Source organism: Arenimonas maotaiensis, assembly GCF_014638745.1.
GTDB lineage: Bacteria > Pseudomonadota > Gammaproteobacteria > Xanthomonadales > Xanthomonadaceae > Arenimonas > Arenimonas maotaiensis.
The window spans coordinates 18304-37925 of the sequence record NZ_BMFO01000003.1 but is presented as its reverse complement, the minus strand read 5'-3'; the positions used below and the strand labels follow the sequence as shown (position 1 = coordinate 37925).

Below are 19622 nucleotides of genomic sequence, written 5' to 3'. Positions count from 1 at the left end.
GGTCAGGGCGCCTTGAACGCCGCGTCGAACGCCGGTATGTCGAAGATGCAGTTGTTGCTGAGCCGCTCGCTGCCGACGATGCGGGCGTTCAATGCCGCTTCATCGTATCGTTTGTTGCCGGCCTGCGGCGATGCGGCCGGCGTCTCCGGCAACCATTCCAGCACGCGTCCGGTGCCGTAACGCAGCTGCAACAGCTCGCGCCAGGCCGCATGGCGGGCCAGAAAATCCTCGCGTGCGGCCAAGGCCTCGCGGTTTTTGGCGGCGTTGAGGCTGTCTTTGGGCAACAGTTCGGCCAAGGCCTTGCGGTCATCGCGGTTGGCCGATATCGCCCGCTCGCATTGCCGCAGCCACCGGATTTTTTCCTCGACCGCCGCCGGAATCGGCGGCGCGGCGCTGCCGGCGGATACGGTGAGCAGCAGGGCGGTCATGAGCGTCATCGCGGCAACTCCCGGATTTCGATGGCCCGAGAATAGGGCGCGCGGGGGTGCGCGGCAACGCGGCTCAGGCGCCGCGGCAGATGGCCAGATAATTCCGCATGGTGGCGTCGAGCCCGTCGTACAGGGCTTCGCCGATCAGCGCATGGCCGATGGAGACTTCCAGCACGTCCGGCACGCCGGCCAGGAAGGTAGCGAGATTGGCTTGGCTGAGGTCGTGTCCGGCATTGACGCCGATGCCCAGCGCCTGCGCCTGTTGCGCGGTATGCCGGCAATGCGCCAAGGCCTCGGCCGCATCGCCGGCCGCGAAGGCCTCGGCGTACGGGCCGGTGTACAGCTCGATGCGGTCGATGCCGAGCGCCTTGGCCGCGGCGAGATCCGTGGTGCCGGCATCCATGAATACCGAGACGCGCACGCCCCACTGCTTCAATTGCGCGACATAAGGCGCCAGCCGTCCGGCATCGGCGGCCAGGTCGAAACCGTGGTCGGAGGTGATCTGCCCGTCGCCATCGGGAACCAGGGTGGCCTGCGCTGGGCGCGTGCGCCGGATCAGTTCCATCAAGCCGGGATACTCGCCGCGCGCGGGCGCGAACGGATTGCCTTCGATGTTGTATTCGACGTCGCGTTGCCGGCACAGATCCGCCAGCGCATCGACGTCGTCGGGGCGGATATGGCGCTGGTCAGGGCGCGGATGCACGGTGATGCCATGCGCGCCGGCATCGATGGCGCAGGCCGCCGCGCGCAGCACCGAAGGCTCGTCGCCGCCGCGCGAGTTGCGCAGCACCGCGATCTTGTTGACGTTGACGCTGAGCGCGGTCATGCTTCGCCGCCGTCTTTTTCCGCGGCTTTGCGCGCCTTGGCCTGTTCGGCCTGCTCGCGCAGCTGGCGCAGCTCCTCGGCGCTGATGATGTGGCGTTCCGGCCGGCGTTGGCCTTCGACCTTGGTGCGGATCAGGTTCCATGCGCCCATCAGGCCGAACAGCGCGGTCATCAGCAGCAGGAAACCGACGCCGCCGACGCCCACTTCGGCGATGAAGGCGGCGACCAGACAGCCGAGGCTGAGCGCGAAATAGAGCAGGTACATGGCGGACTCCGGAGCGGTTGCGGCGATTATAGCAAGGGCGAAAACAGCCGCGCGAGCGCCTGCGCCAGACGCTTGGCCAGCGGCACCGGCGCCTTCGGGTCGAAGCGCGCGGAGGCGTTGAGGTAGCCGTACAGCACGCGCGCCAGCGCATCGGCGCTGCCGGCATGCTCGAGCAACAGCGACAGCTCGAAGTTCAGCCGGAAGCTGCGGTGGTCGAAATTCGAACTGCCGACGATCACCGTGCCGTCATCGACCAGCAGCGCCTTGGTATGCAACATGCGCGGGTATTCATACACGCGCACGCCGGCGTCGGTCAGGGCGTCGAAGTAGGAGCGCGCGGCCAAGGTGACCACCGCGTTGTCGCTGCGGCGCGGCACCACCAGCGCGGTATCCACGCCGCGCAGCGCGGCCGAGGTCAGCGCCATCAGCGCCGCTTCGCTCGGCACGAAATACGGGGTCACCAGCAGCACGCGTCTTTCGGCGCCGTTGATGGCCGCCACCTGCGCGCGGTGGATCGGCTCCCAGGGCGTGTCGGGGCCGGCCGCCAGCACCTGCGCCGGAATCGGACCGGCCGCTTCCGGCGGCGACGGGAAGTGCGCCGGGTCGGCCGGCACACTGCCGCCGGCATACAGCCAATCCGAGACGAAGGCCAGCTGCAGCCAGCGCACGGCATCGCCTTCGATGCGCAGGTGCAGGTCGACGTAGGCGTCGGCGCGCAGCGCCTCGTTCTCCTCGTCGGTGATGTTGATGCCGCCGGTGAAGCCGGCGGTGCCGTCGACCACCACGATCTTGCGGTGCGAGCGGATGTTGATCTGCGGCCGCCAGATGTGCTTGAAGCGGAACGGATGGAAGAACAGCACCTGCGCCCCGGCTGCCCTGAGCGGAGTCAGAAACGCGTCGTCGATCCGTTTCGAGCCGAGCCGGTCAAGCAGCAGGCGCACGGCCACGCCACGCGCGGCGGCGCGCGTCAGCGCGTCGCGGATGCGCATGCCCGTGCGGTCCGGCTCGAAGATGTAGTACTCGAGGTGGATGTGGTGCGCCGCGCCGTCGATTGCGGCTTCCAGCGCGGCATAGGTGGCCGCGCCGTCGACCAGCCAATCGACGCGCTCGGCGCTGGCCGGCGCGAAGCCCGAGCTGGCCGCGTTCAGCCGCATCAGCGCGCTGGCCCCGGCCGCCGCCGCGTTTTGCCCCGGTGGCGACAGGCCGGCCTTGGCGCGGCTGCGTTTCAGGGTCTGGCGGCGGATGCGGGTCGGGCCCAGGAAGTGGTAGATCAGAAAGCCGACCACCGGCAGCAGCGCCAGCGACAGCAGCCAGCTCAGGGTCGCGATCGGTTCGCGTTTCTGCAGCAGGATCCAGCCGCCGAGCAGGGCGATGTACGCCAGCCACAGCGTGCCGAGCACGAACGAGAGGTTCGGCCAGATCGCCTGCAGATGCTGCCAGCCGGCGGCCAGGGCGTCCATGTCAGCGTCGGCCGTACAGGGTTTCCGCGCGCTGGAACAGGATCCAGCTGGTGCCGATGTATTTGGCGCCGCCGGTCGGCCGATTGCCGCGATGGGTGTGGGTGAAACCGGCCGGCGCGATCAGGAAACTGCCGGCGCGCGGCGCGATTTTCCGGTTCTGGTGCACGAATTCGGTTTCGCCGGCGCCGAAGCCGTCGTTCAGGTACACCGTCCACAGCAGCACGCGGTGCAGGCTGTCCTCGTCGCGCGGGTAATGCTCGCTGTGCCAGTACGGATAGCCGCCTTCATCCGCTTCGTAGCGTTGCAGGTTGACCGGACCGGGTCGGAACACCGCGCGCAGCAGCTCGGCCAGCGCGCGGTCGTCGAGCGCGCGGATATCGTCGTGGCCGTAGCGGGTGACCGTGCCGTCCGGCAACTGCCGCTGCAGCAGCAGCGGCGCGATCAGCGCGTACGGATATTCGCGCGCATAAGCCAACAGGGCGCGGAACATGGCGGTGTTCAGTTCCTTCTCGACCGCCAGCCAGTCCGCGTGCTGGTTGAGCTGGATGTCGCGGCTGTGCTTGAGTTCCGGCAGCACGCCACCGCCGACGCGGCCGGCCGTGGCCAGGCCGCTGGCATCGAAGCGCTCGGTGATCTCACGGCAGCGTTCCGGCGCCAGCAGGCCGGGATACACGCCGATGAAATCGCCGGCGGTCATGCCCGGGCGTCGTGCTCGCGATGGTGGCGTTCGGCCTGCGCCACCTCGTTCTTCGAGCCGAGGAACACCGGCACGCGCTGGTGGAGCGCTTCGGGCGTGACCTCCAGCATGCGGCCGCGGCCGGTGCTGCAGGCGCCGCCGGCCTGCTCGACGATGAAGGCCATCGGATTGGCCTCGTACATCAGGCGCAGGCGGCCGCCCTTGTCGCGGCATTTGGCGTCCACCGGATACATGAACACACCGCCGCGGGTCAGGATGCGGTGCACGTCGGCCACCATGCTGGCGACCCAGCGCATGTTGAAGTCCTTGCCGCGCGGGCCGGTTTTGCCGGCCAGCAGCTCGTCGATGTAGGCCTGCATCGGCGCTTCCCAGTGCCGTTGGTTCGACATGTTGATGGCGAATTCCTGGGTCTCTTCGGGAATGCGGATGTCGGCGCGGGTCAGGATGAAGCTGCCCTGTTCGCGGTCCAGGGTGAAGGCATGCGTGCCGCGGCCGAAACTCAGCACCAGCATGGTGCTCGGACCGTACACGCAATAGCCGGCGGCGACCTGTTCGGTGCCCGGCTGCAGGAAGTGTTCGTCGCGCGGCTCGGTCACGCCGTCCGGGCAGCGCAGCACCGAGAAGATGGTGCCGACCGAGACGTTGACGTCGATGTTGGAGCTGCCGTCCAGCGGATCGAACAGCAGCAGATAGTTGCCGCGCGGGTAGTTGTTCGGAATGGCGTGCGCGTGGTCCATCTCCTCCGAGGCCAGGCCGGCCAGGTGGCCGCCCCATTCGTTGGCCTCGAGCAGGATCTCGTTGCTGAGCACGTCCAGTTTCTTCTGCGCCTCGCCCTGCACGTTGCCGGTGCCGGCGTCGCCCAGCACGCCGCCGAGCGCGCCCTTGCCGACCGCGGTGGCGATGCTCTTGCAGGCGCGCGCCACCACTTCCAGCAGCAGACGCAGGTCGGCGTTGATATGGCCTTGATGCTGCGCCTCGATCAGATGGCGCGAGAGGGCGGTCGGTTTCATGCGCGAAATCTCCGGGGATTTGCCGTATTGTAATGCCTGATGGATCGCGGGCGGAGGCCTGATGGACGCTTTTTCCGATTATCCCCTGTTGCCGGCGCTGATGACCGCGCTCGGCGTCGGCCTGATGATCGGCACCGTGCGCGAGCGCGCGCATGCCGAGACCTTCGCCGGGGTGCGCACGCACGCCCTGACCGCGATGGCCGCGGTATTGGCCACCAGCCTGGGCATGGGCGCGTTCCTGATGCTGTTGGCGATGCTGGTGGCGCTGGTCGCGGTGGCGTATTGGCGCTCCTCGCAGCACGACCCCGGCCTGACCGGCGAGATCGCGCTGATGCTGAGCGCGCTGCTGGGTTCGCTGGCGGTCACCGATGCGGCGTTGGCGGCCGGCCTGGGCGCGTTGTGCGCGGGCCTGCTGTACGCCAAGACGCCGCTGCATCGTTTCACCAAAGAGGTGCTCAGCGAGCGCGAGGTGCACGACGGCATCGTGCTGCTGGCCAGCGCCCTGATCGTGCTGCCGCTGCTGCCGGATGCGGCCGTCGATCCGTACGGCGTGCTCAATCCGGCCAAGCTCTGGCGCCTGGTGGTGCTGGTGATGCTGGTCGGCGCCATCGCCCACATCGCGCTGCGCCTGGTCGGCAACCGCTGGGGTCTGCCGCTGGCCGGCTTCTTCTCGGGCTATGTGTCGTCCACCGCCGCCACGTTGAGCTCGGCGCAGCTGGCGCGCACCGCACCGGGCCTGACTTCGCCGGCGCTGGCCGCGGCGCTGCTGGCCAATGCCGCGTCGGTCAGCTTGTTCGTGCCGGTGTTGTTGGCCATGGCGCCGGAATACCTGCAGGCCATCCGTTTCGAGCTGGCGGCCGCGTTTTCCGCCCTGTTGCTGCTGAGCGCGTTCGGCCTGCGCGGCGCGCCGGCACAGGTTCCGGAGTCGCCGGTGGCGCAACGCCGCATGTTCCGCATCCGCCATGCCTTGGCGCTGGTCGCCGCCATCGCCCTGATTCTGCTGCTGAGCGCGGTGCTCAGCCGCGCGCTCGGCCCGGAGTGGGCGGTGGCGATGACCCTGTTCGCGGCCAGCGCCGAACTGCAGGCGTCTTTGGTCGGCATCGCCCAGCTGGTGCAATCCGGTGATCTGGACGGAACGCGCGGACACTGGGCTTTCCTCGGCGTGATGGCGGTCAGTGCTTCGGTCAAGACCGGCATCGCCTGGGCCTCCGGCGGCCGCGACTTCGGCCTGCGCTTCGGCGGCGCGATGGCGGTGATGCTGGCCGTGGTGGCGCTGACCGCCTGGCTTTCGGGCTGATTCCTATTCCAAAGCGCCTAGCCGCGACTTACAATGCAGCTACTTGTGGCATCCAAGCGCTGAGGGGGCGGGAATGGTCGACAAGCCTTCAGGCAAACCGGATGTCTCCGTGGTGATGTATCGGTTCATGCTGTACTTTCTGGCCAGCTTGGCCGTCTTTTTGGCGCTGGCCTGGCCGGCGTACCGAAAGAACGTGGAGTCGCGCGAACGCATCCTGGTCGAGCGCCTGCAGGGTTTCTCCGATGTCAACGAGCGCCTGATCCAACAGCGTTACCGCGAGCTGTACAGCGATATCCGCATGCAGGTGCTGGTGCCGAGCATCCGGCAGTACATGACGACCGGTAGCGCCGCCGACCGCGCCGAGGTCGAGGCCTTTTTGCTTAAGGCCGCCAAGACCTACCAGCACTACGATCAGATTCGCATCCTCGATTTGGAGGGTAACGAGCTGATTCGAATCAATCACCGGGGTGGCCGTACCCAATCGGTGCCGGCCGCCGAACTGCAGAACAAAAACGACCGCTACTACTTCAAAGAAGCCCTACGCTTGTCGCCGGGCGAGGTCTATGCCGCACCGCTGGACCTCAATATCGAAAACGGGCGCCTTGAACAGCCGCATCGGCCGACCCAGCGGCTGGCGATCAAGGTGACCGATAACGCCGGTATTCCGCGCGGCATCTTGGTGATGAACCATGATCCTAGCGAATTCCTCGCCGAATTCAAGACTTCGATGGGCCTGTACAAGCCGGTGCGCGGCATGCTGCTCAATTTTGGCGGCTATTGGGTCTCGGACGTCGAGCCCGATAACGAATGGGGTTGGATGTTGGGGCATCCCGAGCGTAGCCTGGCGGTACAGCAGCCGGATATATGGCACACGATGCGGACGCAGCCACGCGGCGAAATCCGTACCCATGACGGTCTTTACCTGTTCCGTCAGTTCGATCCCTTCCATGCCGCCATGGAATACGATAAAACCCAACTCAAAGACGGTACGCACAGCAGCCAATTCCACTGGCACGGCATCATGGCCGTTTACATGCCGGAAATCAGCTGGCGCCGTTACACCGTGTTGGCGCAACCGGGCGGTCAGATCGGGTTGGCGTTGATCGTATTGCTGCTGGCGGTGCTCAGCTGGATTCTGGCTCAACTGCAGGTGCAAAAGGCCGCGGCCCGTGCCGAGCGCGTGCGTCATGTGCGTGAAATGGAGCATCAGGCGCATACCGACGTACTGACCGGCGCCTTCAACCGCCGCCACTTCTACCTGTTCGGCGAACGCGAGCTGTCGCGCGCCCGCCGGATCGAGGATCCGCTGTCGCTGCTGATGCTCGACATCGACCACTTCAAGCGCATCAACGACGAGTACGGCCACGACATCGGTGACGAGGCCCTGAAGCTGCTGACCCGGACCTGCCTGCAGCAGCTTCGTCCGCACGACCTGTTCGCGCGCACCGGCGGCGAGGAGTTCGCCGCGCTGTTGCCGCATACCGGCATCGCCGACGCCGCGATGGTGGCCGAGCGCATCCGCCGCACGGTCGCCGGCCTGTCGTTGCCGCTCGCAAACGGCGGCGAGCTCGGCCTCACGGTGTCGATCGGCGTAGTGCAATGGCACGCCGGCGACGCCGACCTGGACGCGCTGTTCAAGCGCGCCGACCAGAAGCTGTATCAGGCCAAGGACGAGGGCCGCGACCGCGTCTGCGCCTGAGCCTGAGCCTGAGCCTGAGCTGCCTCAGATGTCGCCGTCGGCCAGCCAGCCCTCGCCGCTGCCGCGGTGGAACACCTGGTCGGTCGCCAGCACCGCGCCGGCCGGCACCGCGTCGCGGCCGGCGATGTCGGCGTAGATCGGGCCGAAATCGGCGAAGGTGGCGTCGAACAGCTGTCGGAAGCCGTCGATCACGAAGTAGGTCTTCTGGTAGGTGTCGATGCGGTAGCGGGTGTTCATCACCCGCTTCAGGTCGAAGCCGATGCGGTTGGGCGCCGGCGAGTTCAGGCTGTAGTCGCACTCGCCCTTCGAGCTCAGGATGCCGGCGCCGTAGATGCGCAGGCCCTCGGCGGTGTCGATCAGGCCGAACTCGACCGTGTACCAGTACAGCCGGGTCAGTTGCGCCAGCGCCTCCGGGCCGATGGCGTGCGCGCGCAGGCCGCCGCGGCCGTAGGCCTGCATGTAGTCGGCGAACACCGGATTCATCAGCAGCGGCACGTGGCCATACAAGTCGTGGAACAGGTCCGGCTCGGACAGGTAGTCGAGCTGCTCCGGTCGGCGGATCCACCAGGTCACCGGGAAGCGGCGGTTGGCCAGATGTTCGAAGAAATCCAGTTCCGGCAGCAGGCCTTCGACGCCGACCAGGGTCCAGCCGGTGGCGGCCTGCAGCACGGTGTTGAGTTCGCTGAACTTCGGGATGGCGGCGTCCGACATGCCCATCGCCGCGGTGGCGTCCAGGAATTCGCGGCAGGCCTGTTCGCCCAGCTGCGCCTGCTGGCGGCGGAACAGCGTGCGCCAGACGGCGTGGTCGGTCTCCGAATAGTTTTGCCACGGCTGTTCGACCACGGCGGTGGTGTAGACCGGAACCGAGCCTTTGTCGGTCTGCAGATGTTCAACGCGCTGGGGAGTGGTCATGGCGGTGCCTGGCGGTGCGGTTCCGGCATTTTACCGCGCCGGCCGGCCGTCGGCGTGATCCGGATCAAGACGGTGGCGGACGCCGGAACGGCAGGATCTTACCGCCTTCGGGCGGCGGCGGACGGTGCCAGAGCACCGGCACGTCGCGCGGTGCGGGCAGGTCGAGTTCGGCCTCCATCGCCGGCGTGTCTTGCTCCGGCTCCAGATCCCAGCTGTACAGGCGTTTCGGCGCGCGTTCGTCCAGCCCGGCGAAGGCCAAGCCGGTGATCAGGCCGAACACCGCGCCCGACAGGTGGTATTCCCAGGACACGCCCTGTTGCTGCGGCAGCACCGAGAACACCATGCCGCCGAAGAAGAACATCGCCAACAGCAGGCCGGTCAGCGCGCTGCGGTCGCGCCGGCGCAGGCCTTGGGCGATCAGGAAGAACATCAGGCCGACGGTGATGCCGCTGGCGCCGATGTGGTGGCCGCCCATACTGATGAACCAGGTGCCGAGGCCCGAACCGAGCCATACCACCGGCCAGGCGCGCAGGCTGGCGCGGGGATACAGGCTGCCGGCGATGCTGCCGAGCACCAGAATGGCGAACGCGTTCGCGCTCAGGTGGCCGAAGTCGCCATGCAGCAGCGGCGCGGTCAATACGCCGAGCAGGCCGTCCGCGCGCTGGGGCGCGATGGCCAGGGCTTGGGTGTCGAACAGGCGGTCTTGGGCGAAGAACACCGCGCCAAGCAGCGCCACCCAGGCCAGGGTCACGGTCAGCGCCCGGCTGAAGTTGGCGCGTAGCCGGCCCATATAGGCGGCTTGCTGGCTGGCGTACAGGGTTTCGGCGTCCATGATTTCCAAGATGGGGGCCGATGGACAAAGCGCAAGGCGGGCCGGCGATCCGGCCCGCCAAGGGCCGGGCTTAGTCCTTGAGCAGGTACTCTTCGCCGACCGCCGCTTTTCTGGGCTTGGGCTTGAACACCAGGCTGAACGCCATGGCCGAGGCGATCAGGGCCGCCACCACGCCGAGCGAGACGCCGACCGGAATCTTGTAGAAGTCCACGATCAGCATCTTCACGCCGATGAACATCAGCACCAGCGCCAGGCCGTAGGCCAGCAGGTGGAACTTCTCGGCCATGCCGGCCAGCAGGAAGTACAGCGCGCGCAGGCCCAGCACCGCGAACACGTTCGAGGTCAACACGATGAACGGGTCGGTGGTGATGGCGAAGATGGCCGGGATCGAGTCGACCGCGAAGATGACGTCGGTGAACGCCACCATCACCATCACCACGAACAGCGGCGTGTACTTCCTGATGCCGTCTTCGCGCAGGGTGAAGGCCTCGCCGGCGTATTGGCGGGTCAGCGGCAGGTGGTTGGTGATCCAGCGCAGCACCGGGTTCTTCTCCAGGTCCGGCTCCTGGCCGGCGGCCCACAGCATCTTGCCGCCGGTAACCAGCAGGAACAGGCCGAACAGGTACAGGATCCAGTGGAATTTCTGGATCAGCGCCGCGCCGACGAAGATCATCACGGCGCGCAGCACGATGGCGCCGAGCACGCCGTAGATCAGCACGCGCTGCTGCGAGGGCGCCGGCACCGCGAAGTAGCTGAAGATCATCAGGAACACGAAGATGTTGTCGACCGCCAGCGCCTTCTCGACCAGATAGCCGGTCAGGAACTCCAGACCGATGCGGTTGGCGTCCGGATTGCCGGATTCCTTGAGATACCACCACAGGCCGGCGTTGAACGCGGCGGCCAAGGCGATCCAGGCCAGGCTCCAGAGCAGGGCTTCGCGGGTGGAGACCTTGTGCGGGCCGTTGGCTTTCAGCACCAGCAAGTCGACGGCCAGGGCGATGATGACGAATACGATGAAGACCGCCCACATGGTGGGGGTGGCGATGCTTAACATGTCAGCTCCTTGGGTTGCCAAATGCATACGGGCCCCGGAAAACCGGGGCTTGGCGAAGGTCTTGCTGACAGGAATCTGCCTATCGAACCGGGGGCGTTGCAACCCCGTGCTGACGATGCGATAGCGGGAGCTACTCCCCTTCGCCGGCTATGATAGGGCAGTGCGGCCGGCTTGTCATCCGGCGGGAGTGGACGATGCGTGAAAATCCGATGGAAAACCGCGCGCCCGGCGCGGTGCTGGACATGGCCCGCGCCCGCGAGGCCTTCGGCGATGGCGAGGAAACGGCCGAAGGCCTGGCGCTGACCCGCAGCCTGCTCGCGCGCCTGTTGCCGGCCCTGCGCGGCCCTGCGCCGGATTGGGAGGCCCTGCATGCGATCCGCGGCTGCGCCGCACTGCTGTGTGACCCGGAAGCGGCTGCGCGTATGGCCGAGCAGGAACGGCATCTGCGCGCCGGTGGACTAGCCGGCGAGGGCTTCGCCGAGGTACTCTGTGCGCTGGATACGCTGCAGGACGAAATCGATGCCGTTCTGCGCAGCCGGGGGGGATAACCGGAGAATTATGAGAATGAAACAGGCGAGCGTACTGATTGTCGACGACAATGCCGAATTCGCCACGCTGCTCAAGCGCCATCTGGAGCGCGAGCACTACCATGTGCACGTCTGCGGTGACGGCGCCGAGGCCGAAACCGCCATCCTCGGGCTCGGCTGCGATGCGGTGATCCTCGACGCGCGCCTGCCGCACAAGGACGGTTTCGCCATCTGCCAGGCCGTGCGTTCGCGCTACGACGGCGTGATCATGATGCTGACCGGCATGGACGAGGACACCGACCGCATCCTCGGCTTGGAGCTGGGCGCCGACGAGTACCTGACCAAACCGGTGGCGCCGCCGGTGGTGGTGGCGCACCTGCGCGCGCACCTGCGCCGCGCGCAGAGCGGTGACAAGGCCGCGGCCAGCCGCCTGCAGCCCCTGCATTTCGGCAGCCTGCACATCGATCCCTCGGCGCGGCGCGCCACGCTCGACGGCGTCGCCATGCCGCTGACGTCCGCCGAATTCGACGCGCTCTGGCACCTGGCGGCCAACGCCGGCCGGCCGGTCAGCCGCGACATGCTGTTCGAGCTCCAGCGCGGCATCCGCCACGACGGCATCGACCGCTCGATCGACATGCTGATCGTGCGCCTGCGCAAGCGTCTGGGCGGCGCCGAGCTGGCGGCGCAGCGCATCAAGACCGTGCGCGGCAAGGGCTATCTGTTCAATCCCGACGCCTGGTAGGCCTCCGTTACACACGGTTACCACACATCTCCATGAACCTGCGTACAGTGGGTCCATGGCATCGCGCGCGGTGCCTCCAGTCCCCTACGTGGGGGGTGGCCGGCTAACTGAAAGCGGTCGGTCGTCCCCCACTGGTCTTTCCCCTGAGAACGTGAGGGGCGGTTGGCACCCCCCTAGCCGGCCCCCCTCACGGACTCTTTAGGCGCACCGCCGCCGGCCCCGCGCCGTTTGGGCTTACAATACGCCCATGAATTCCCAACAACTGCCCGTAGTGCGCCTGAAGATCGAGCGCAAGTCCAACCATCCCTGGATTTTCCAGAAAATGGTGGAAAAGCCCGAGGTCAAGCCGCGCCCCGGCAGCATCGTCGACATCGTCGACGCCACCGAGCACTGGGTCGGCCGCGGCTTCTACAACGGCCATTCGCGCATCGCCCTGCGGGTGCTGACCGAAGACTTCGAGGAAGCGGTCGACGAGGATTTCTTCCATCGCCGCATCGCCGAGGCGGTGTCGTTGCGCCGCGAGGTGCTGAAGCTCGACAGCGTCTCCGACGGCTGGCGCGTGGTGCATTCCGAAGGCGACGGCCTGTCCGGCCTGGTGGTGGACCGCTACGGCGACCTGCTGGTGGTCGAGTTCTTCTCGGCCGGCGCGTTCCGCCACCGCGAGTGGATCTACTCGGCACTGCGCGCGCAGTTCCCCGGCTGCCGGTTCTACGCCTTCGCCGAAGAGCACGTGCAGAAGCAGGAAAGCTTCGACTTCCGCGCGCCGGAGGCGCCCGAGCCGAGCGTGATCACCGAATACGGCCTGAAGTTCCGCGCCAGCCCCGGTTCGGGCCACAAGACCGGCTTCTTCGCCGACCAGCGCGACAACCGCGAATACCTGGCGCGTCTGTGCGAAGGCAAGACCGTGCTCGACATCTGCTGCAACTCCGGCGGCTTCGCGATCTACGCCAAGGCCCGCGGCGGCGCCTCCGAGGTCACCGGCATCGATCTCGACGAGGAGATCCTGGAGATCGCGCGCAAGAACGCCTACCTCAACGACGCCAAGGTCAAGTTCACCCAGTCCGACCTGTTCCCGTACCTGCGCGACGCCGCCGCCCGCGGCGACGAGTGGGACGTGGTGATCCTGGATCCGGCCAAGCTGACCCGCGACCGCGAGCAGGTCATTTCGGCGCTGAAGAAGTACAACGACATGAACAAGCTGGCGATGTCGGTGGTCAAGCCCGGCGGCATCCTGCTGACCTGCTCGTGCACCGGCCTGGTCGGCGAAGAGGAGTTCCTCGACATGATCCGCCGCGCCGCGTTCTTCGCCGGCCGCCAGGTGCAGATCCTGAAAGTGGCCGGCGCCGGCGCCGACCATCCGGTGATGGCGCATGTCAAGGAAAGCCGTTACCTGAAGGCCGTGTTCTGCCGGGTGTTCTGACCGCCATGCGCCGCATTCTGCTCGCCGCCATGCTGTCCGCCGTCTTCGGCAGCGCGCATGCGCAGGGCGCCAAGGAATCGCTGCCGGTCGGCACGCCGATCGAGGCGATTAAGCCCGGCGAGTGGATCTGGTACGCCGAGGCCGCGCCGGAAGGCCCGATGCTGCTGGTGGTCAGCATCGCGCAGCAGAAGGCCTACCTGTACCGCAACGGCGTGCGCGTCGGCGTCACCAGCGTCAGCACCGGCAAAAAGGGCCACGAAACGCCGACCGGCGTGTTCACCATCCTGCAGAAGAACAAGGACCACAAGTCCAACCTGTACGACGACGCGCCGATGCCTTACATGCAACGGCTGACCTGGGACGGCGTGGCCCTGCATAGCGGCCGCGATCCCGGCTACCCGGCTTCGCACGGCTGCATCCGCATGCCGGACGGCTTCGCCCGGCGCCTGTTCGCCGAGACCAGCCTGGGCATGACCGTGGTGGTGACGCGCGACGCCGAGGCGGTGCCGGAGAACGTGGTCGACCCGAAAGTGCTGGTGCAGCCCATGGACGCCAAGGGCCGTCCGGTGCAGGTGCCCAACCTGTCGCTGTTCGAGGCCTACCGCTGGCAGCCGGAGAAATCCGAGTTCGGCCCGATGACCGTGTTGGTCAGCACCAAGGACCAGCGTGTGATCGTGCTGCGCAACGGCATCGAGATCGGGCGCGCCAAGATCGGCATCGTCGGCGACGCGCCGTTCGGCAATCAGGCGTACGTGGTGCTGGACGGCGACGCCGGCACGCCCAGCCGGCTGGTGCCGGATCTGCCGGCGCTGAATTGGCTGGCGATTCCGCTGCCGGGCAGCGACGCCCCCGCCGGTTCGCCGGCCAAGGGCCTGGATTACGAGGCGGTGGCACGCATCGCATTGCCGGTCGATTTCGCCAAGCGGGTGTACCGCGAGCTCAAGCCCGGCAGCACCCTGCTGCTGACCGACGAACACCTGAGCCGCGCCAACGACGGCAAGGGCATGACCGTGCTGTCCGACGAGAGCGACGACAGCCACTTCGACGGACCGACCCGTTAAGGACGCCGGATGACCGATACCGCCACCGCCGCGCCGGCCCGCCGCGCGGCCCTGATCTTCGTGTTCTTCACCGTGCTGATCGACGTATTGGCCTTTGGCCTGATCATCCCGGTGCTGCCGAACCTGATCATGCACGTCGGCGGCTTCGATTTCGGGCGCGCCGCGATCGTGTCCGGCTGGTTCAGCCTGGCGTTCTCGGCCATCCAGTTCCTGGCCGCGCCGGTGCTGGGCGCGCTGTCCGACCGCTTCGGCCGGCGCCGGGTGATCCTGATCTCCTGTTTCGGGTTGGCGGTCGACTTCGCGTTCATGGCGCTGGCGCAGACCCTGCCGATGTTCTTCATCGGCCGCGTGGTCTCGGCGTTGACCTCGGCCAGTTTCAGCACCGCCAACGCCTACCTGGCCGACGTGACCCCGCCGGAAAAGCGCGCCGCCGCCTTCGGCCTGCTCGGCGCGGCGTTCGGCGTCGGCTTCGTCATCGGTCCGGCGCTGGGCGGCCTGCTCGGCGGCATCGACCTGCGCCTGCCGTTCTGGATCGCCTCCGGCCTGGCGATGCTCAATTTCCTGTATGGCCTGCTGGTGTTGCCGGAATCGCTTCCGCCGGAGAAACGCAGTCCGCGTTTCGACCTCCGCCGCGCCAACCCCGTCGGCGCGCTGCTGCTGTTGCGCCATTACCGCTCGGTGCTCGGCCTGCTCGGCGTGGTGCTGCTCAGCCAGTTCGCGCACTTCGTGCTGCCCAGCGTGTTCGTGCTGTACGGCGGTTACCGCTACGGCTGGAATCCGCAGCAGGTGGGCCTGGTGCTGGCCGGCGTGGGCGTGTGCAACGTGTTGGTGCAGGCCTTGCTGATCCGCCGCCTGGTGCCGAAGATCGGCGAACGCCGCGCGGCGCTGGTCGGCTTCGCCTGCGGCCTGCTCGGCTTCGCCTGGCTGGGTCTGGCGCCGAGCGGCCTGCTGACCTTGCCGGCGTTTCCGCTGATGGCGCTGTGGGGCCTGGCCGGCCCGTCGGTGCAGGCCATCATCACCCGCCAGGTGCACGCCGACGAACAGGGCCGCCTGCAGGGCGCGGTGGCCTCGATGAACAGCCTGGCCGGCATCGCCGCGCCGCTGCTGTTCACCCATCTGTTCGCGTTCGGCATCGCCGCGCACGGGCCGCTGCATCTGCCCGGCGCGCCGTTCCTGCTGGCCGCGCTGCTGCTGGGCGCCGCGCTCGTGGCGGTGTACCTGATCACCCTGTGGATGCGGCCTTCACGGCCGCAGGCGCATACTGAAACGACTTAACCGAGGAGCCAGCCATGGCCGCCAAGAAAACCGCCGCCAAAACGCCCGCCGTCAGCCAGGCCCAGGCCGAAGACGCCATCCGCCTGCTGCTGCGCTGGGCCGGCGACAACCCCGCGCGCGAAGGCCTGATCGATACGCCCAAGCGCGTGGCCAAGGCCTACAAGGAATGGTTCGGCGGCTACGCCATGAAGCCGGAGGACTACCTGAAGCGCACCTTCGAGGAAGTGGAAGGCTACGACGAGATGGTGATCCTGCGCGACATCGAGTTCGAATCGCACTGCGAGCACCACATGGCGCCGATCATCGGCGTGGCGCACGTGGGCTACATCCCGAACGGCCGTGTGGTCGGCATCAGCAAGCTGGCGCGGGTGGTGGAAGCCTACGCCAAGCGCCTGCAGGTGCAGGAGAAGATGACCGCGCAGATCGCCAACTGCATCCAGAACGTGCTCAAGCCCAAGGGCGTGGGCGTGGTAATCGTGGCCAAGCACGAGTGCATGACCACCCGCGGCGTGCACAAGACCGGCGTCAGCATGGTCACCAGCAAGCTGTTGGGCAGCTTCCGCGAGGACGCCCGCACCCGCGCCGAATTCCTGCAGTGCGTGGGCATCAAGTAAAGCGCCGCTGAGTCCGTCGTAACGAAAACGCCCCCGATCGGGGGGCGTTTTTGCGCTTGGACCCAAGAAATACTCTTATAGACCCGAGGCGATTGAGAGGATTAAATGACCTATTCATATCTCAATATCCGTTAGGTATAAGTAGGTTCGCTTATGAGCCCTGAAATGATTTTCGGAATCGTAGTGGTTGTATTTGTTGGTTTTTCAATCCTGACCAAGTTGATTCCGAAAAGAAAGCCGCCTCAAAAATCTTTTAAATGTGCACGATGCCGTTCTTTCTCCATGCACAGTGATCGGACATCAGAGGCATGGCGCAATGGAAAAACCAAATTTTTTTGTCAGTCTTGCCATATGAAATGGCTTCAAGACCGTCCTCGACATGAGCGTGAAAGCTATAGCAGTAATCGGGGTAAAGGCTCAGGATGTTTGGCGGTTATTGCACTGGTTATGTTTCTTCCGCTTTTTGCAGTATCAATCCGCCTAATGCATGGAGTTTAAATTTCATAGGGTGTGCTATAGCGCACCCTATTTCATTTCAGCCAGTGCGCCATCGGCGCCGGCCGCGCCAGCAGATAGCCCTGGCCCAGCCAGCAGCCCATGGCGGTGATCGCGTCGCGCTGGTATTCGGTTTCGATGCCCTCGGCGATGACTTCCATGCCCAGCGCGCGCGCCAGCTGCACCACCGCGGTCACCACCGCCGTGCTGTTGCCGCGGCCGTCGCGGTCCAGTTCGGTCACGAAGCTGCGGTCCAGCTTCAGTACCCGCAGCGGGAAGGTGTGCAGGTAGCTCAGCGAGGAATAGCCGGTGCCGAAGTCGTCGAGCGCGGCGTGCACGCCGTCGGCGGCCAGCTTCTCCAGCGTGGCGCGCACCAGCTCCGGCTGCTCCAGCAGCATGCCCTCGGTCACTTCCACCATCAGCTGCGAGCCGTTCAGGCCGTTGGCGCGCAGCAGCTCCATCAGCCGCTCGTGCAGGTCCGGCCGGCGCAGGTGGCGGGCCGAGACGTTGATGTTGATGTGGCCGCCGCCCGCGCACAGCACGGCGGCCTGCTTGCAGCTGAGCTCGAACATGCGCCAGTCGATGGCCTCGATCAGGCCGCATTCCTCGGCCACGCTCAGGAATTCGCCGGGGCCGAGCAGCCCGCGCGTGGGATGCTGCCAGCGCAGCAGCGCCTCGTAGCCGACCACGGCGCCGCTGTCGAGCCGTACGATCGGCTGGAAATACGGCAGGAACTGGTCCTCGGCCAGCGCCGTGCGCAGTTCGCTTTCCAGCAGCAGCACGTCCACCGCGCGTTTCTGCAGGCATTCGTCGAACAGCACCACGCGGTGGCGGCCGGTCTCCTTGGCGCGGTACAGCGCCATGTCGGCGTCGCGCAGCACCTCGTCGGCGGTGTGGTACTCGGCGTTGGACACGGCGATGCCGATGCTGATCGAGGGCTCCAGGGTCTTGCCGGCCACGCGCACCGGTTCGGCCACGGTCTTGATCACGCGTTCGGCCACGCGCACCGCGGTCGGCACGTCGATCTCCTCGAGCAGGATGCAGAACTCGTCGCCGGACAGGCGCGCGGCGATGTCCTGCGCGCGCAGGCAGACCAGCAGCCGGCGCGAGACCTCCTTCAGCACCTCGTCGCCGGACAGATGGCCCAGGCTGTCGTTGATGACCTTGAAGCGGTCGACGTCCAGGTACAGCAGCGCGAAACGGTGGCCGGGCTCGCGCTTCAGCCGCGCCAGCAGGCGTTCCAGCCGGTCGCGCAGGTAGCCGCGGTTGGGCAGTCCGGTCAGCGCGTCGTGCATCACCTGGTGCTTGAGCTGCTCCTGCATGCTTTCGCGCATGCGGATCTCCTCGCGCAGCTCGCGCGTGCGCTCCTCCACGCGCCGTTCCAGGTCGGCGTTGGCGCGCCGCAGCAGTTCGGCCTGGCGCCGGCGGTCCAGGCTGTTGGCGATCTGCGAGGCGACGAAGCCGAGCAGCTCCTGGTCGGCCGGCTCGTAGGCGGTGTCGGCGGTATAGCTCTGCACCACGATCAAGCCGATGACCTCCTCGCCGACGAACAGCGGCACGCCCAGCCAGTGCTCGGACGGCAGGCCATTGGCCACCGGCACCACCTCGCCGGAATCGATCAGGCCCTGCAGTTCGGTCTTGGTGCCGCGCAGCGGGTTCCGGCTGCGGATTACGTATTCGCTGAAGCCGCGGCCGAGCGGGCGCGTGCGCAGCGCTTCGCCGCCGGTTTCGTCCACGTAGTACGGGAATTCCAGCTGGGCGCCGTCCTCCGACAGCAGCGCGATGAAGAAATTGCGCGCGTCCACCAGCTCGCCGACCACGGCGTGCACGCGCCGGTAGAACGCGTCCTGGTCGATGTCGGCGCCGGCCAGCTGGGCGATCTGGAACAGCGCGGCCTGCAGCTTCTCGGCGCGCTCGCGCTCTTCGATCTCGTCGGTCAGCACCGCATTGGCCTGGGCCAGCTCGGCGGTGCGCACGCGCACGCGGTTCTCCAGCGCGTCTTTACTTTCCCTGCGTTCGAGCGCGGTCAGGATGTGGCTGCCGACGAATTCCAGCACCGCCCGGTCCTCTTCGGTGAAGCGCGTGCCGGGCTCGTAGCGCTGCACCACCAGACCGCCTTCGACCCGGCCTTCGCGCAGCATCGGCACGCCGAGCCAGTCGAAGCTGTCGGGCCCGATCACCTTCACCGGGCCTTCGATCTTGTGGCGCAGGTCCTCGCTGCTGCCCATCAGCGCGCGCCCGCCGTGCAGCAGGTGCCAGGTCAGGCTGTGTTCGACCGCCCGCATCGGGATCTCGAAATCCGGCGCCGGCGGGTCGTCGTCGACCGCGTCGACGTAGTACAGGAAACGGATCCAGCCGCTTTCCGGATAGTGCCGGACGATGAAGAAGTTCTCGGCGTACATCAGCGTGCCGACGATGGCGTGGATGCGGCGCAGCATGTCGGACATCGCCAGGTCGGCGCCGGCCAGGTCGGCGATGTCGAACAGCGCGCGCTGCAGGCGCTCGGAATGCTCCTGCCGGGTCAGCGCGGCCTGCAGCGATTCGAAGGCGTAGGCGTGCTCGAGCTGCCGGCCGGCGGCGTGCAGCAGCACGCTCAGTGGCACCAGGAACGCGGCGCGCTCGGCCGGTTCGCGCAAGGCCGCCCACAGCAGGGTCGGCCGCGTGCGGCTCAGGCTGACCACCAGTTCGCGGCCGTCGTCGCGGGCGGCCACGCCGGGCGGATCCGGCAGGGCCGTCAGCCAGTCCAATGCCGGCGGCGGGTCGTGGTCGTGGCAGGGCATGAAGCGCCCTTCGTCGTCGCGCACCAGCAGGCGCGCGGCGGCATACTGCCCGTTCTGCCGCACTTCGGCCGCCAGCAGCGTCAGGATGTCCTGTGAACTGCCGCATTCGGCCAACCGGACCAGTTTGTCCAACAGGACGGCGGCATGCTCGGCGGCGGGTTCCGGTGTGCGGTTCGACATCCCCTATGTCTCGTGCGTTGGCGGTCGGAAGTTTCGACTATAGCATTTTG

The 19622-nt window shown here is 67.1% G+C and carries 18 protein-coding genes; 8 read left to right on the top strand and 10 right to left on the bottom strand.

The window, feature by feature from the left end:
* Positions 1 to 2: 2 nt before the first annotated feature.
* The 6 genes from IEV56_RS07555 to IEV56_RS07530 all read right to left on the bottom strand — a co-directional run bounded on the left by IEV56_RS07555 (position 3) and on the right by IEV56_RS07530 (position 4684).
* Positions 3 to 437 (bottom strand): hypothetical protein, encoded by a 435-nt coding sequence (locus tag IEV56_RS07555; RefSeq protein WP_188449474.1) that lies wholly within the window; start codon positions 435 to 437, stop codon positions 3 to 5.
* Positions 438 to 501: 64 nt separating this feature from the next.
* Positions 502 to 1254, bottom strand: coding sequence for a pyridoxine 5'-phosphate synthase (locus IEV56_RS07550; protein WP_188449472.1), 753 nt, complete (start codon positions 1252 to 1254; stop codon positions 502 to 504).
* Positions 1251 to 1517, bottom strand: a complete 267-nt coding sequence (locus IEV56_RS07545) for a hypothetical protein (protein WP_188449470.1) — start codon at positions 1515 to 1517, stop codon at positions 1251 to 1253. Before IEV56_RS07545 ends, IEV56_RS07550 begins: the two co-directional genes overlap by 4 nt.
* Positions 1518 to 1543: 26 nt before the next feature.
* Positions 1544 to 2977 carry a cardiolipin synthase gene (gene cls, locus IEV56_RS07540; protein ID WP_188449468.1) on the bottom strand — a complete coding sequence of 478 codons (1434 nt, stop codon included), beginning with the start codon at positions 2975 to 2977 and terminating at the stop codon, positions 1544 to 1546.
* A gap of 1 nt (position 2978) precedes the next feature.
* Positions 2979 to 3674 (bottom strand): 2OG-Fe(II) oxygenase, encoded by a 696-nt coding sequence (locus tag IEV56_RS07535; RefSeq protein ID WP_188449466.1) that lies wholly within the window; start codon positions 3672 to 3674, stop codon positions 2979 to 2981.
* Positions 3671 to 4684, bottom strand: coding sequence for a class 1 fructose-bisphosphatase (locus tag IEV56_RS07530; RefSeq protein ID WP_188449464.1), 1014 nt, complete (start codon positions 4682 to 4684; stop codon positions 3671 to 3673). Before IEV56_RS07530 ends, IEV56_RS07535 begins: the two co-directional genes overlap by 4 nt.
* Before the next feature lie 61 nt (positions 4685 to 4745).
* Between IEV56_RS07530 and IEV56_RS07525 the strand changes: the two genes are divergently transcribed.
* Together IEV56_RS07525 and IEV56_RS07520 are read left to right on the top strand one after the other, a co-directional pair.
* The gene (locus tag IEV56_RS07525) at positions 4746 to 5981 is read left to right on the top strand and encodes an MgtC/SapB family protein (RefSeq protein ID WP_188449461.1); all 1236 of its coding nucleotides are present in this window, start codon (positions 4746 to 4748) and stop codon (positions 5979 to 5981) included.
* Positions 5982 to 6108: 127 nt separating this feature from the next.
* Positions 6109 to 7680, top strand: coding sequence for a GGDEF domain-containing protein (locus IEV56_RS07520; protein WP_188449459.1), 1572 nt, complete (start codon positions 6109 to 6111; stop codon positions 7678 to 7680).
* Between the two features lie 24 nt (positions 7681 to 7704).
* Here IEV56_RS07520 and phhA read toward each other — a convergent pair whose 3' ends face one another.
* From phhA to IEV56_RS07505, 3 genes are all read right to left on the bottom strand, one after another.
* Positions 7705 to 8592, bottom strand: a complete 888-nt coding sequence (gene phhA / locus IEV56_RS07515) for a phenylalanine 4-monooxygenase (RefSeq protein ID WP_188449457.1) — start codon at positions 8590 to 8592, stop codon at positions 7705 to 7707.
* A 64-nt stretch (positions 8593 to 8656) separates the two neighbouring features.
* A complete protein-coding gene (locus IEV56_RS07510; protein WP_188449455.1) occupies positions 8657 to 9424 on the bottom strand; it encodes a rhomboid family intramembrane serine protease in 768 nt (255 codons plus the stop codon).
* Positions 9425 to 9494: 70 nt separating this feature from the next.
* Complete coding sequence (locus IEV56_RS07505) at positions 9495 to 10478, bottom strand: TerC family protein (RefSeq protein WP_188449448.1); 984 nt, start codon at positions 10476 to 10478, stop codon at positions 9495 to 9497.
* 194 nt (positions 10479 to 10672) lie between these two features.
* Here IEV56_RS07505 and IEV56_RS07500 point away from each other — a divergent pair, with 194 nt between their 5' ends.
* The 6 genes from IEV56_RS07500 to folE all read left to right on the top strand — a co-directional run bounded on the left by IEV56_RS07500 (position 10673) and on the right by folE (position 16117).
* On the top strand, positions 10673 to 11026 hold the full coding sequence (locus IEV56_RS07500) for a hypothetical protein (RefSeq protein ID WP_188449446.1): 354 nt from the start codon (positions 10673 to 10675) through the stop codon (positions 11024 to 11026).
* Between the two features lie 16 nt (positions 11027 to 11042).
* Positions 11043 to 11747, top strand: coding sequence for a response regulator (locus tag IEV56_RS07495; RefSeq protein ID WP_229730216.1), 705 nt, complete (start codon positions 11043 to 11045; stop codon positions 11745 to 11747).
* 247 nt (positions 11748 to 11994) lie between these two features.
* Complete coding sequence (locus IEV56_RS07490) at positions 11995 to 13167, top strand: class I SAM-dependent rRNA methyltransferase (protein WP_188449442.1); 1173 nt, start codon at positions 11995 to 11997, stop codon at positions 13165 to 13167.
* Positions 13168 to 13172: 5 nt separating this feature from the next.
* The gene (locus IEV56_RS07485; protein WP_188449440.1) at positions 13173 to 14228 is read left to right on the top strand and encodes a L,D-transpeptidase; all 1056 of its coding nucleotides are present in this window, start codon (positions 13173 to 13175) and stop codon (positions 14226 to 14228) included.
* A gap of 9 nt (positions 14229 to 14237) precedes the next feature.
* Positions 14238 to 15503 (top strand): MFS transporter, encoded by a 1266-nt coding sequence (locus IEV56_RS07480; RefSeq protein WP_188449438.1) that lies wholly within the window; start codon positions 14238 to 14240, stop codon positions 15501 to 15503.
* A 14-nt stretch (positions 15504 to 15517) separates the two neighbouring features.
* A complete protein-coding gene (gene folE, locus IEV56_RS07475; protein WP_188449436.1) occupies positions 15518 to 16117 on the top strand; it encodes a GTP cyclohydrolase I FolE in 600 nt (199 codons plus the stop codon).
* 530 nt (positions 16118 to 16647) lie between these two features.
* On the opposite strand, the gene IEV56_RS07470 is transcribed toward folE, so the two are convergent.
* Positions 16648 to 19572 (bottom strand): bifunctional diguanylate cyclase/phosphodiesterase, encoded by a 2925-nt coding sequence (locus IEV56_RS07470; RefSeq protein WP_188449434.1) that lies wholly within the window; start codon positions 19570 to 19572, stop codon positions 16648 to 16650.
* Positions 19573 to 19622 lie beyond the last annotated feature (50 nt).